The 13,639-nt window shown below is 70.0% G+C and carries 13 protein-coding genes; 11 read left to right on the top strand and 2 right to left on the bottom strand.

Annotated features, from left to right (window positions below; translation table 11 throughout):
• The first annotated feature begins 157 nt into the window (after positions 1-157).
• Positions 158-832, top strand: a complete 675-nt coding sequence (locus ABD289_RS11455) for a spermidine synthase (protein ID WP_344129949.1) — start codon at positions 158-160, stop codon at positions 830-832.
• On the opposite strand, the gene ABD289_RS11450 is transcribed toward ABD289_RS11455, so the two are convergent.
• Entirely contained in the window at positions 764-1,285 is a 522-nt protein-coding gene (locus tag ABD289_RS11450; RefSeq protein WP_344129946.1) for a methylated-DNA--[protein]-cysteine S-methyltransferase, read from the bottom strand. The genes ABD289_RS11455 and ABD289_RS11450 overlap by 69 nt on opposite strands.
• 130 nt (positions 1,286-1,415) lie before the next feature.
• Between ABD289_RS11450 and ABD289_RS11445 the strand changes: the two genes are divergently transcribed.
• The 3 genes from ABD289_RS11445 (at position 1,416) to nusB (ending at position 3,681) form a co-directional block, all read left to right on the top strand.
• The gene (locus tag ABD289_RS11445) at positions 1,416-2,525 is read left to right on the top strand and encodes a M24 family metallopeptidase (protein WP_344129943.1); all 1,110 of its coding nucleotides are present in this window, start codon (positions 1,416-1,418) and stop codon (positions 2,523-2,525) included.
• Between the two features lie 82 nt (positions 2,526-2,607).
• Positions 2,608-3,174 (top strand): elongation factor P, encoded by a 567-nt coding sequence (gene efp, locus ABD289_RS11440; RefSeq protein WP_344129941.1) that lies wholly within the window; start codon positions 2,608-2,610, stop codon positions 3,172-3,174.
• Positions 3,175-3,225: 51 nt separating this feature from the next.
• Positions 3,226-3,681, top strand: coding sequence for a transcription antitermination factor NusB (nusB, locus tag ABD289_RS11435; RefSeq protein ID WP_344129939.1), 456 nt, complete (start codon positions 3,226-3,228; stop codon positions 3,679-3,681).
• A gap of 184 nt (positions 3,682-3,865) precedes the next feature.
• Here nusB and bldD read toward each other — a convergent pair whose 3' ends face one another.
• A complete protein-coding gene (gene bldD / locus ABD289_RS11430; protein ID WP_010311046.1) occupies positions 3,866-4,354 on the bottom strand; it encodes a transcriptional regulator BldD in 489 nt (162 codons plus the stop codon).
• Positions 4,355-4,641: 287 nt separating this feature from the next.
• Here bldD and pyrR point away from each other — a divergent pair, with 287 nt between their 5' ends.
• From pyrR to pyrF, 7 genes are all read left to right on the top strand, one after another.
• Positions 4,642-5,238, top strand: a complete 597-nt coding sequence (gene pyrR, locus ABD289_RS11425; protein WP_344129934.1) for a bifunctional pyr operon transcriptional regulator/uracil phosphoribosyltransferase PyrR — start codon at positions 4,642-4,644, stop codon at positions 5,236-5,238.
• Positions 5,238-6,170, top strand: a complete 933-nt coding sequence (locus tag ABD289_RS11420; RefSeq protein WP_344129931.1) for an aspartate carbamoyltransferase catalytic subunit — start codon at positions 5,238-5,240, stop codon at positions 6,168-6,170. The genes pyrR and ABD289_RS11420 overlap by 1 nt, the downstream gene beginning before the upstream one ends.
• Before the next feature lie 133 nt (positions 6,171-6,303).
• Entirely contained in the window at positions 6,304-7,602 is a 1,299-nt protein-coding gene (locus ABD289_RS11415; RefSeq protein WP_344129928.1) for a dihydroorotase, read from the top strand.
• A complete protein-coding gene (locus ABD289_RS11410; protein WP_344129925.1) occupies positions 7,602-8,165 on the top strand; it encodes a PH-like domain-containing protein in 564 nt (187 codons plus the stop codon). The genes ABD289_RS11415 and ABD289_RS11410 overlap by 1 nt, the downstream gene beginning before the upstream one ends.
• Positions 8,162-9,289 (top strand): glutamine-hydrolyzing carbamoyl-phosphate synthase small subunit, encoded by a 1,128-nt coding sequence (carA, locus tag ABD289_RS11405; RefSeq protein WP_344129922.1) that lies wholly within the window; start codon positions 8,162-8,164, stop codon positions 9,287-9,289. Before ABD289_RS11410 ends, carA begins: the two co-directional genes overlap by 4 nt.
• A gap of 139 nt (positions 9,290-9,428) precedes the next feature.
• Positions 9,429-12,743, top strand: a complete 3,315-nt coding sequence (carB, locus tag ABD289_RS11400) for a carbamoyl-phosphate synthase large subunit (RefSeq protein WP_344129919.1) — start codon at positions 9,429-9,431, stop codon at positions 12,741-12,743.
• The gene (gene pyrF / locus ABD289_RS11395) at positions 12,743-13,588 is read left to right on the top strand and encodes an orotidine-5'-phosphate decarboxylase (protein WP_344129916.1); all 846 of its coding nucleotides are present in this window, start codon (positions 12,743-12,745) and stop codon (positions 13,586-13,588) included. The genes carB and pyrF overlap by 1 nt, the downstream gene beginning before the upstream one ends.
• Positions 13,589-13,639 lie beyond the last annotated feature (51 nt).

Genomic DNA, 13,639 nt, shown 5'->3' with positions numbered 1-13,639 from the left:
GTTGCCCGAGCGACAGTTTTGCCTAAAACTGTCCGGACAAAGCGGACATGATCATGCGACAGTTATAGGCAAAACTGTCAGTTCTGGAGTCCGGAGGAGCCGAGCGCGAGGCCGGGTGCGGTAGTTTCGGGGTGTGGTTGAGGTTGTTCGGCGGGCTGTGAGCGAGCGCGGTGAGCTGGTCCTGCAGCGTCGGGACGACGCCTTGGAATTGCGCGTCAACGGTGTTTTCGTGATGGACACCGCGCACACCGAGACCGAGCGGTTGTTGGCCGGTGAGACTCTCGGCCGGGTCGATCGGGACGGGTTGCGCGTGCTGATCGGCGGGCTCGGGCTGGGCTTCACCCTCCGCGAGGTGCTCGCCGACCAACGGGTCGCCGAGGCGCGCGTGGTCGAGATCGAACCCGATCTGCTCGACTGGCACCGCCGGGGGCTCGTCCCGGACACCGAAGGGGTCCTCGACGACCCGCGCACGCGGGTGAACCTCGGCGACATCGCCGAGGTCCTCGACACCCTGGAGCCCTGCGACGTGCTGCTGCTCGACGTCGATAACGGGCCGGACTTCCTGGTCTACGAGGACAACTCGGCGCTCTACGAGGCGAGCTTCCTCGGGCGCTGCGCCGATGCCCTGGTGCCGGGCGGTACGGCTGCGGTCTGGTCCGCCGACGCCTCACCGCAGCTGCTCGCGGCGATGCGCGAGGTCTTCGGCGAGTGCGCGGAGCTGGTCATCCCGGTCACCCTCGGGCAGCGGGAGACGACCTACCACCTATTCGTCGCCCGCAAGCAGGTCGAGCTCGAGCAGGCTGGGTTCGAGGATTCCCTCCAGCACCAGTAGCTTTCGCTTGGCATCCAGGCCCGGGCTGAACCCGCCGAGCCCGCCGCCGCTGGCCAGCACCCGGTGGCACGGCACGATCAGCGGTACCGGGTTCGAGCCCATGATCGATCCGACCGCGCGGGTGGCCTCGGGGCGTCCGGACAGCTCGGCGAGCCGCTTGTAGCTGACCGTCTCGCCGAACGGCACCAGATCGGCCAGCGTGCGCAGCACGTGCGCCCGCAGCCCGTCGAGCTGCGCCCAGTCGATCGGGAGCTCGAACTCGTCGCGCCGCCGTGCGAAGTACTCCTCGAGCTGTCCGGCGGCCTCGGACGCCAAGCCGCCGGCCACGGCCGTCGGGTGCTCGCCGAGCACCCCGTCCGGGCCGTCGAAGGCCACTCGGCGCACGCCCGCTGATCCGGCGACGACGGTGATCTCGCCGACCGGTCCGGTGACCGTGCTCCACGTCAGTTCCACGTCATCACACTAGCGACCGCGTCCGACAGCCCTGACCTGCGCGGGAGCGCGCCGAAGCCCTGCTGGCGGCTTTGCGCAAATCGGGCGGCGGCGCGGTCAATCCGCCGTTGTCCGGGTTACGCTGCCCAGCATGCCCGAGACGCACGCCCACCGACGAGACGCGTTGCGCGCCCACCTGCGGGAGCGGGACCTGGACGCGATCTTGGTGACGGATCTGCTCAACATCCGCTACCTGACCGGGTTCACCGGCTCCAACGCCGCGCTGCTGGTGCACGCCGCCGACGAGACCGGGGCCGAGCAGCGCACGGTGTTCTGCACCGACGGCCGCTACCTCACCCAGGCCGAGGAGCAGGTGCCGGACCTCGAGCGCGTGATCGACCGGGCGAGCGATCTGGCCCTGGCCAAGCGCCTCGGTGAGGCCGAGGGCAGCTACAAGCGGGTGGGGTTCGAGAGCCAGCACGTCACCGTGGACAGCCGGGACGCGCTGGCCGAACCGGCCGGACCCGCCGAGCTGGTGCGCGCCCCCGGCCTGGTGGAGGAGCTGCGGCTGATCAAGGACGAGACCGAGATCGACGCGCTGCGGATGGCCTGCGCCGCCGCCGACCGGGCGCTCGCCGAGCTCATCGAGCACGGCGGGCTGCGTCCCGGGCGCACCGAGCTCGAGGTCGCTCGCGAGCTCGAGGCCCGGATGCTCGATCACGGTGCCGCGGGCCCGTCGTTCGACACCATCGTGGCGGCCGGCGCGAACTCGGCGGTCCCGCACCACCGGCCGTCCGAGGCGGAGCTGGCCACCGGGGACTTCGTCAAGATGGACTTCGGCGCCCTGGTCGATGGCTACCACTCGGACATGACCCGGACCGTGGTCCTGGGCAAGGCCGTCGACTGGCAGCGCGAGGTCTACGAGCTGGTGCGCACCTCGCAGGCCGCCGGACGTGCCGCGGTGCGGGTCGGTGCCGACGTGCGCGACGTGGACGCCGCGGCCCGTCAGGTGATCGCCGACGCGGGGTACGGCGAGCGCTTCCTGCACGGTCTCGGACACGGCGTCGGCCTGGAGATCCACGAGGCACCCGCGTTGTCCCAGCGAGGGGACGGTAGAATCGGCGACGGGATGGCGGTCACCGTCGAGCCCGGCGTTTATCTGCCGGGGCAGGGCGGGGTCCGCATCGAGGACACCTTGGTCGTGCGACCGAGCACGCCGGAGCTCCTCACCTTGACGGCCAAGGAGCTCGTCGAAGTCTGACGCACGACTGGTGCGACCGCACGAGCCGGGACCCGCATTCGGTCCGGCAACACCCAAGCCATCACCACAGGAGAATCCCCACGTGGCCACCACGAACGACCTGAAGAACGGACTGGTGCTCAACCTCGACGGCCAGCTCTGGTCCGTCGTCACCTTCCAGCACGTCAAGCCGGGCAAGGGCAGCGCCTTCGTGCGCACCACCCTGAAGAACGTGTTGTCCGGCAAGGTGGTGGACAAGACCTTCAACTCTGGCGTGAAGGTCGACACCGCGAACGTCGACCGTCGTGAGATGACCTACCTCTACAACGACGGCAGCGACTACGTGTTCATGGAACCGGACACCTACGACCAGGTCAGCGTGCCCGCCGACGTCGTCGGCAACGCCGCGAACTTCATGCTGGAGAACAGCCAGGTGGTCGTGGCCCGGCACGAGGGCGAACCGCTCTACATCGAGCTGCCCGCCTCGGTCGAGCTCGTCATCGAGCACACCGACCCGGGTGTGCAGGGCGACCGCTCCACCGGCGGCACCAAGCCCGCCACCCTGGAGACCGGCGCCGAGGTCTCGGTTCCGCTGTTCCTCAACACCGGCGACAAGGTGAAGGTCGACCCGCGCGACGGCCGGTACCTCAGCCGCGTCAACTCCAAATGAGCGCGTGCCCCTCGGCTGCGGCATGCCCTCCGGCCGAAAAGAGGTTGTGACGTGGCGGGCGCACGAAGCAAGGCGCGCAAGCGCGCGATCGATTTTCTCTACGAGGCCGACCAGCGGGACTCCGACGCGGTCACCCTGCTGGCTGACCGGGTCGGCAACACCGAGGTCCCGCCGGTCCACGAGTACGCGGTGAAGCTGGTCGAGGGCGTCGTCGAGCACGGCGAGCGCATCGACGAGGTGCTCTCGCAGCACCTCGAGGGCTGGACGCTGGACCGGTTGCCGGTGGTGGACCGCGCCATCCTGCGCCTGGGGGTTTACGAGCTCCTGTGGTGCGCTGAGGACGTCCCGCCGGTGGTCGCGGTGGACGAGGCCGTGGAGCTGGCTCGTTCGCTGTCCACGGACGACTCACCGCGCTTCGTCAACGGCGTGCTGGGGCGGATGTCCAACATCGCCTCCCGCCTGCGCAGGACGATCAAGGCGGAAGAACAGCAGCAGCCGGTCGACTGACCGGCGCGCGCAGCGGGCCCTTGCCGGATGGCAGGGGCCCTCGTTGTGCGTTCAGGAGATGTTTCGGTTTGGGGCTTGCGCGTGGCGTATGACAGTTTTAGGCAAAACTGTCACCGTGCCGAGTCTGCGGGGCACCCGGCGGCGATCGCCTCCGGGTGCCCCGCAGTCGGTTATGGGAGGTTTCTCACTCCTCTCGAGCCGGACGCGCCTCCGGGGGAAGCACGCCCCAGTCGATGAGCTGCTCGGTGAGCTCGCCCGGCGTCATGTCGTAGATGATCGCCAGGGATCGCAGGTCTTCGGTGCGAATGGACAGCACCTTGCCGTTGTAGTCACCGCGCTGGCTCTGGATCGTCGCCGCGTAGCGGGCCAGCGGACCCACCTTCTCCGCGGGCAACTGCTGGAGCCGTTCCAGGTTGATGACAACCTTGGTCGCCGGCTCGGCACCGGAGGGCACGCGGCCTTCCGGCAACAGTTCCGCGACCGGAACCCCATAGAAGTCGGCAAGCTCGGCCAGCTTCTGCACGGTCACCGCACGGTCGCCTCGCTCGTAGGAACCGACGACCACGGCCTTCCACCGTCCGCCAGACTTCTGCTCGACGCCGTGCAGCGACAGACCCTGCTGCTGGCGGATGGCGCGGAGTTTGCTGCCCAGCGCCTTGGCGTAGTCGCCCATGTGGCGTTTCTCCGTTCGTTCGCCCCGTCAGCCGATAGTGCCGACCGGGGAGCAAAGCTCAGATCGATACGGAGAGTAATCTTCGCTCGTGGGCGTCACCAGGTCAAGTTGGTCTTGGGCGCGAATGTGGCGAGTACCAACACACCACCCGGTCGATTGACCTTGAAACGCTGATAGCGTACTGGTCAGCGCCGTGATCCGCGATCCTGATCGGGTCCGCGATTGCGGGGCAGGTCACACACCATCCTTTAAGGACCCGTCCAGTGAGGCGGGGAAGGAGGTCCACCGTGGCGTCACGCCACCAGGCGGACGCGGCGGATCCGGCGGGGCAGCGAGAGCTGCTGTCCGCCGGTGACGTTGCGCGCACGATCGCCCGTATCGCCCATCAGATCATCGAGAAGACCGCGCTGGACACCGGGAACGACAGCGTGGTGCTGCTGGGCGTGCCCACCAGGGGAACCCCGTTGGCCACCCGATTGGCGGACAAGATCGCCGAGTTCAGCGGCGTATCGATCCCCGCGGGAACCCTGGACATCACTCTCTTCCGCGATGACCTGCGCAAACAGCCCAACCGGCCGCTGGAGCCCACGACCGTCCCGCCGGGCGGGATCGACGACCAGCTGGTGGTGCTGGTCGACGACGTGCTCTTCTCCGGCCGCACCGTGCGCGCCGCCCTGGACGCCCTGCGCGACCAGGGACGTCCCCGTGCCGTGCAGCTGGCGGTGCTGGTCGACCGCGGACACCGCGAACTACCCATCCGGGCCGACTACGTGGGCAAGAACATCCCGACCTCGCGCAGCGAGGACGTCGTGGTGAAGCTCGCCGAGACCGACGGCGCCGACCGCGTGGTCATCGACCGTCCCGAATCCCGGGAGGACGTGTGATGCGTCACTTGCTGTCCACCGAGGGTCTGGACGCGGCGACCGCTTCCGCCGTGCTCGACACCGCCGACACGCTCAAGCAGACGCTGCTGGGGCGCGAGGTGAAGAAGCTGCCCACGTTGCGCGGGCGCACCGTGGTGACCCTGTTCTACGAGAACTCCACCCGCACCCGGGTGTCCTTCGAGGTCGCGGGTAAGTGGATGAGCGCCGACGTGATCAACGTCTCGGCGTCGAGCTCGTCGGTCGGCAAGGGCGAGTCGCTGCGCGACACCGCTCTGACGCTCTCGGCCGCCGGCGCGGACTGCGTGATCGTCCGCCACCCGGCCTCCGGAGCCGCGCACCGGCTCGCCGGCTGGCTGGAGGAGGAAGGCACCCAGGTCATCAACGCCGGGGACGGGATGCACGAGCACCCGACGCAGGCGCTGCTGGACGCCGCGACGCTGCGCGAGCGCCTCGGTGACGTCTCCGGCCGCCGCATCGGCATCGTCGGCGACGTGCTGCACAGCCGGGTCGCGCGCTCCAACGTGCACCTGCTGCGCAGCCTGGGCGCCGAGGTGCGGCTGATCGCGCCGCCGACCCTGGTGCCCACCGGCGCCGACCGCTGGGGCGCCGAGGTCGGCCACGACCTGGACGCCGAACTCCCCGAGCTGGACGCCGTCATGCTGCTGCGCGTGCAAGCGGAGCGGATGCACGGCGGTTTCTTCCCGTCGGCGCGCGAGTACTCGATCGCCTACGGCCTCAACGAGGCGCGACTGGCCAAGCTGCCCGAGCACGCGGTCGTGCTGCACCCGGGCCCGATGCTGCGCGGCATGGAGATCGCGCCGTCGGTGGCCGATTCGGATCGCGCCGCCATCACCCAGCAGGTCGGCAACGGCGTGCACGTGCGGATGGCGGTGCTCTACCACCTCCTCGCGGGAGAGGAGATCGCGGCATGAGCAGCCCCGTGCCAACCAGAGTCGTGCTCGACCGCACCTCAGGAGGACGTGACGTGAACCGGCCACCGGAAACCGCGAAACGAGACATCGCTCGGGGCGCGACCACCACGAATCGCGGAGAGGCGGGACTGTCATGAGTTCGGTTCTGCTGACCAACGTGCGCCCGTACGGCGAGGGCGAGCCGGTCGACGTGCTCGTCGAGGGCGAGACCATCGCCGGGATCGGCGCGAACCTGAGCGCCGACGCCGACGAGATCGTCGACGGCGGCGGCCAAGTGTTGCTGCCCGGCTTCGTGGACCTGCACACGCACCTGCGCGAGCCCGGCCGGGAGGACGCCGAAACCGTCGAGACCGGTTCGACGGCCGCGGCTCTGGGTGGTTACACGGCGGTGTTCGCGATGGCCAACACCGACCCGGTCGCCGACAACGCGGTGATCACCGAGCACGTGTGGCGGCGCGGCCGCGAGGTCGGCCTGGTCGACGTGCACCCGGTCGGCGCGGTGACCGTGGGCCTGGGCGGCGAGAAGCTCGCCGAGCTGGGCACCATGCGCCACTCGGCCGCCGAGGTCCGGGTGTTCTCCGACGACGGCAAGTGCGTGCACGACCCGCTGATCATGCGGCGCGCGCTGGAGTACACCCGCTCGTTCGGCGGGCTGGTCGCCCAGCACGCCGAGGAGCCGCGGCTGACCGGGGGCGCGCAGGCCCACGAGGGCGACAACGCCGCCCGGCTGGGCCTGGCGGGCTGGCCCGCACCCGCGGAGGAGTCGATCGTGGCCCGGGACTGCCTGCTCGCCGGGCACACCGGCGGTGCGCTGCACGTCTGCCACGTCTCGACGCAGGGCACCGCCGAGATCCTGCGCTGGTGGAAGTCCCGCGGGGCAGCCGGGCGGGTCTCGGCCGAGGTCACCCCGCACCACCTGCTGCTGACCGATGAGCGGCTGGGCACCTACGACCCGGTCAACAAGGTCAACCCGCCGCTGCGCACCGACGCCGACGCCGAAGCGCTGCGCGCGGCGCTGGCCGACGGCACCGTGGACTGCGTGGCCACCGACCACGCCCCGCACGCGGCTCAGGACAAGGACTGCGAGTGGTCCACGGCCAAGCCGGGCATGCTCGGATTGCAGACCGCGCTGGGCATCGTGAACCGGACGATGGTGCGCTCGGGCCTGCTGGACTGGCGCGGGGTGGCGCGGGTGCTGTCCGAACGGCCCGCCGAGATCGCCGGGATGACCGGTCAGGGCCGCCCGATCGCCGAGGGCGAGCCCGCGAACCTCGCACTGGTCGACGCGGATGCCGAGTGGACGGTGCGCTCGGCCGAGCTCGCGAGCCTGGGGCAGAACTCGCCCTTCGAGGGCATGCGGCTGCCCGGCCGGGTGGTCGCCACGTTGCTGCGCGGCAAGGTCACCGCGCACGAGGGCAAGGTGAGGCGCTGATGGAACGCACGCTGTGGGTGCTCGCGCTGGCGGCGCTGGTCGTGCTGGTGTTCTTCGGCATGCGTCGCGGCTGGCTGGCCAGGGCACGACGACAGGGCGCCGAGCTGCCCGCGTTCCCGAGCGCGCCCGCTGAACCCGGCGAGTACCGGCTACCTGCGGCCACCGGCATGTACATCGGCACCACCAAGGCCGATGACTGGCAGGACCGCATCGCGGTGGGCGATATCGGGCATCGCGCCAACGGCACCATCCGGCTGCACGAGCGGGGAGTGCGCATCGAGCGCGAGGGCGCGAGCGCCCTGTGGATTCCCGCGGAATCGGTGGCCGACGCCCGCCTGGATCACAAGCTGGCCAACAAGGTCGTGCCGGGAGCGGGTCTGGTGGTGGTGACCTGGCGGCTCGGCGAGCACATGCTGGACACCGGATTCCGCGGCGACGACAAGCAAGCCCAGACCGAATGGGTCGAGGCGATCCGCGCCCTGGCGCCCGGCGACGACGCCGCGCGCAGCGGAGCTCGAACCGAGACGACTCGCGAACAGGTTTCGCGGCAGGAGGAGAAATGACCGCGCACAACCCGGCCGCATTGGTCCTGGAGGACGGCCGGATCTTCCGCGGGGAGGCGTACGGCAAGGTCGGCCGAACCCTCGGTGAGGTCGTGTTCACCACGGGCATGACCGGCTACCAGGAGACGCTGACCGACCCGTCGTATCACCGCCAGATCGTGGTGCAGACCGCGCCGCAGATCGGCAACACGGGCTGGAACGACGAGGACGACGAGTCCGGTCGGATCTGGGTGTCCGGCTACGCGGTGCGCGAGCCCGCGCGCCGCGCGTCCAACTGGCGATCCACCCGCAGCCTGGAGGAGGAGCTCGAGAAGCAGGAGATCGTCGGGATCTCCGGCATCGACACCCGCACCCTGACCCGGCACGTCCGCGAGCTGGGCGCGATGCGCGGTGGCATCTTCTCCGGCCCCGAGCTGGGCACCGACGAGCAGATGGTCCGGGCCGTCACCGGCGGCGCGGAGATGGTCGGCGCCTCGCTGGCGGGCGACGTCACCACCACCGAGCCCTACGTCATCCCGGCGGTGGGCGAGAAGCGGTTCACCGTGGTCGCCCTGGACATGGGCATCAAGGCGAACACGCCGCGAATGATGGCCGAGCGGGGCATCGAGATCCACGTGCTGCCGCTGACGTCCACGATGGACGAGATCCAGTCGGTCGAGCCGGACGGGTTGTTCCTGTCCAACGGTCCCGGGGACCCGGCCACCACCGGTGCGCAGGTCGAGCTGACCCGGCAGGCCCTGGACCGCAAGCTGCCGCTGTTCGGCATCTGCTTCGGCAATCAGGTGCTGGGGCGCGCCCTGGGACGCGGCACCTACAAGCTGCGCTACGGGCATCGCGGCATCAACATCCCGGTCATCGACAACGAGACCGGCCGGGTCGCCATCACCGCGCAGAACCACGGCTTCGCGGTCGAGGGCGAGCCGGGCGAGGAGTTCGACACCGACTTCGGTCGCGCGGTGGTCAGCCACCACTGCGCCAACGACGGCGCGGTGGAGGGCCTTCGCCTGCTGAACGCCCCGGCGTTCTCCGTCCAGTACCACCCCGAAGCGGCCGCGGGTCCGCACGACGCCGCGCCGCTGTTCGACCGTTTCGTAGACCTCATGTCGGAATCGAGCAAGTCATGAACCGCGTTGTGCCAAGCCGAGTCGTACACAACGGAACCTCAGGGGAACGTGACGTCAAGCAACCAGCGGAGACCTCGGGACGGGAGATGCCGCCCAACGTCACCACCACTGTGAATCGCGGAGAGGCGGTACTGCGCTGATGCCGAAGCGGACCGACATCAATCACGTGCTGGTCATCGGTTCCGGGCCGATCGTGATCGGCCAGGCGTGCGAGTTCGACTACTCCGGCACGCAGGCGTGCCGGGTGCTGCGGGAGGAAGGCCTCCGCGTCTCGCTGGTGAACTCCAACCCGGCGACGATCATGACCGACCCGGAGTTCGCCGATGCCACCTACATCGAGCCGATCACCCCGGAGTTCGTGGAGAAGGTGATCGACGCCGAGCGCCCGGACGCGATCCTGGCGACCCTGGGCGGGCAGACCGCGCTGAACACCGCGATCGCGCTGCACGAGCGCGGCGTGCTGGAGAAGTACGGCGTGGAACTCATCGGTGCGGACGTGGACGCGATCCAGCGCGGCGAGGACCGGCAGATGTTCAAGGACATCGTGCGCTCGGTCGGCGGCGAGGTCCCGGAGTCCAAGGTGTGCAACTCGATGGACGAGGTGCGCTCGTTCGTCGACCGCTGCGGCCTGCCGGTGGTCATCCGGCCGAGCTTCACCATGGGCGGGCTCGGCTCCGGGATGGCACACACCGAGGAGGACCTCGAGCGGATGGCCTCGTTCGGCCTGACCGAGTCCCCGGTGCACGAGGTGCTCATCGAGGAGAGCGTGCTCGGCTGGAAGGAGTACGAGCTCGAGCTGATGCGCGACCACGCGGACAACGCGGTGGTCATCTGCTCGATCGAGAACATCGACCCGATGGGCGTGCACACCGGTGACTCGGTGACCGTCGCGCCGTCGATGACGCTCACCGACCGCGAGTTCCAGCACATGCGCGACGTCGGCCTCGACGTGCTGCGCGAGGTCGGGGTCGACACCGGCGGCTGCAACATCCAGTTCGCCATCAACCCCAGCACCGGCCGCATGGTCGTCATCGAGATGAACCCGCGGGTGTCGCGCTCCTCGGCGCTGGCCTCCAAGGCGACCGGTTTCCCGATCGCCAAGATCGCCGCCAAGCTCGCCGTGGGCTACAGCCTCGACGAGATCCAGAACGACATCACCGGCGAGACCCCGGCGAGCTTCGAGCCTACGCTGGACTACGTCGTGGTCAAGGTGCCGCGGTTCGCCTTCGAGAAGTTCCCGGGCGCCGACACCGAGCTGACCACGACGATGAAGAGCGTCGGCGAGGCGATGTCGGTGGGCCGCAGCTTCTCCGAGGCGATGGGCAAGGCGCTGCGCTCGATGGAGACCAAGTCCACCGGGTTCTGGACCACCCCGGATCCGGTGGGTGCCACGCTGGAGTCCACTCTGGACGCGCTGCGCACCGCGCACGACGGCAGGCTGTTCACCGTGGAGCGCGCGCTGCGGCTGGGCGCGAGCATCGAGCAGGTGCACGGGGCCTCGGGCATCGACCCGTGGTTCATCGACCAGATCGCGGCGTGGGTGGAGCTGCGCGCCGAACTGGTCGAGGCGCCGGTGCTCGACGCGGCGCTGCTGCGCCGCTGCAAGCGGGCGGGCCTGTCGGACAAGCAGATCGCCGCGGTGCGGCCAGAACTCGCGGGCGAGGACGGGGTGCGCGCGCTGCGCCACCGCCTCGACGTGCGGCCGGTGTACAAGACGGTGGACACCTGCGCGGCCGAGTTCGCCGCCAAGACCCCGTACCACTACTCGGCCTACGAGTCCGACCCGGCGGCGGAGTCCGAGGTCGCCGAGCAGCACGACAAGCCGAAGGTGATCATCCTCGGCTCCGGGCCGAACCGCATCGGGCAGGGCATCGAGTTCGACTACTCTTGCGTGCACGCGGCGATGTCGCTGCGCGAGGCCGGGTACGAGACCGTGATGGTCAACTGCAACCCGGAGACCGTCTCCACCGACTACGACACCTCCGACCGGCTCTACTTCGAGCCGCTGACCTTCGAGGACGTCCTCGAGGTCGTGCACTCCGAGCAGCGCTCGGGCACGGTAGCCGGGGTGATCGTGCAGCTGGGCGGGCAGACCCCGCTGGGCCTGTCCAAGCGGCTGTCGGACGCGGGCGTGCCGGTCGTCGGAACCACGCCGGAGGCCATCCACCTCGCCGAGGACCGCGGCGCCTTCGGCGACGTGCTCGCCGGCGCCGGGCTGCCCGCGCCGAAGTACGGCACCGCGACGTCGTTCGAGGGCGCCAAGCGCATCGCCGACGAGATCGGCTACCCGGTGCTGGTGCGCCCGTCCTACGTGCTCGGCGGGCGCGGCATGGAGATCGTCTACGACGAGCCCTCGCTGGAGAACTACATCGCCCGCGCCACCGAGGTCACCCCCGAGCACCCGGTGCTGGTGGACAACTTCCTCGACGACGCGATCGAGATCGACGTCGACGCGCTCTGCGACGGCGACGACATCTACCTGGGCGGCGTGATGGAGCACATCGAGGAGGCCGGTATCCACTCCGGCGACTCGGCCTGCGCGCTGCCGCCGATCACCCTGGGGCGCCAGGACATCGAGATGGTGCGCCGCTCCACCGAGGCCCTGGCCAAGGGCATCGGGGTGTCCGGGCTGATCAACGTGCAGTACGCGCTCAAGGACGACGTGCTCTACGTGCTCGAGGCCAACCCGCGCGCCTCGCGCACCGTGCCGTTCGTGTCCAAGGCGGCCGCGGCCCCGCTGGCCAAGGCCGCCGCCAGGATCATGCTCGGCGCCAAGATCAGCGATCTGCGCGCCGAGGGGATGCTGCCCGCCGAGGGCGACGGGGCCGACCTGCCCATCGACGCGCCGGTGGCGGTCAAGGAGGCCGTGCTGCCCTTCCACCGCTTCCGCACCCGCGAGGGCGTGGGCGTGGACTCGCTGCTCGGTCCGGAGATGAAGTCCACCGGTGAGGTGATGGGCCTGGACATCTCGTTCGGGCAGGCCTTCGCGAAGTCGCAGGCGGGCGCGTACGGTTCGCTGCCGACCTCGGGCAAGGTGTTCGTCTCGGTGGCCAACAAGGACAAGCGCTCCTTGGTGTTCCCGGTCAAGCGCCTGGCCGATCTCGGCTTCGAGATCCTCGCGACGACCGGTACCTCCGAGGTGCTGCACCGCAACGGCATCCCGTCCACAGTGGTCGGCAAGCACACCGAGGCGGGCGAGGGGCACCGCGACATCGTCGAGCTCATCAAGGCCGGCGAGGTCGACATGGTGATCAACACCCCCTACGGCAACCCCGGCCCGCGGGTCGACGGTTACGAGATCCGCACCGCGGCGGTCTCCCGGGACATCCCGTGCGTGACCACGGTGCAGGGCGCGGCCGCGGCCGTGCAGGGCATCGAGGCCTCGATCGGGGGCAACATCGGTGTCCGGCCGTTGCAGGCGTTGCAGGCCGCCTTGTGGCAAGGTGGTCGGTGATGATCCAAGATCCGCTGCGCGCCGGGTTCGGCGAGCGGCTGACGGCGAAGGTGGCCGAGCGAGGACCGCTGTGCGTGGGCATCGACCCGCACCCCTCGCTGCTGCACGCCTGGGATCTCGACGAGACCCCGGCATCGCTGGAGCGCTTCGCGATGACCGTCGTGGAGGCTCTCGCCGGTGAGGTCGCGGTCCTCAAGCCGCAGTCGGCGTTCTTCGAGTGCTACGGCTCGGCGGGCGTCGCGGTCCTCGAGCGGGTGCTGCGCGAGGCCCAGGCCGCCGGTGCGCTGGTGCTGCTGGACGTCAAGCGCGGCGACATCGGTTCGACCATGACCGCCTACGCCATGGCCTACCTGGACGAGCACTCCCCGGTCTCGGTCGACGCCATCACGGTCTCGCCGTACCTGGGCTACGGTTCGCTGGCCCCGGCCATCGGCATCGCCGAGCAGAACGCGCGCGGTGTGTTCGTGCTGGCCCGAACCTCCAACCCGGAGGGCATGGGCCTGCAGCAGGCGGTGCACGGCAGCGGTGACTCGGTCGCGCAGTCCATCGTGGACTCGGCCGCGGAGACCAACCAGGGCAAGTCCCCGCTCGGGCACGTGGGCGTCGTCGCGGGCGCGACGATCCCGGCCGGCGAACTGGACTTCTCCGGCCTCAACGGGCCGATCCTGGCCCCGGGCCTGGGTGCCCAGGGCGCCACGCTCAAGGACCTCAAGGCGGTCTTCGGGCGCGCGTTGCCCAACGTGCTGCCCACCACCAGCCGCGACGTCCTCCGGCACGGCCCCGGCGGCCTCCGCGAGGCCACGACCAGGATCAAGCACGACCTGGCCCTGATGCTCAACGCCTGACGTTCGAGCAGAAGGAGGGGCACCACCGGCACGACCGCCGGTGGTGCCCCC

The organism is Saccharopolyspora halophila (assembly GCF_039531955.1).
Taxonomy (GTDB): domain Bacteria; phylum Actinomycetota; class Actinomycetes; order Mycobacteriales; family Pseudonocardiaceae; genus Saccharopolyspora; species Saccharopolyspora halophila.
The sequence above is the reverse complement of the archived record's forward strand: the minus strand, read 5'-3'. Positions and strand labels throughout refer to the sequence as shown.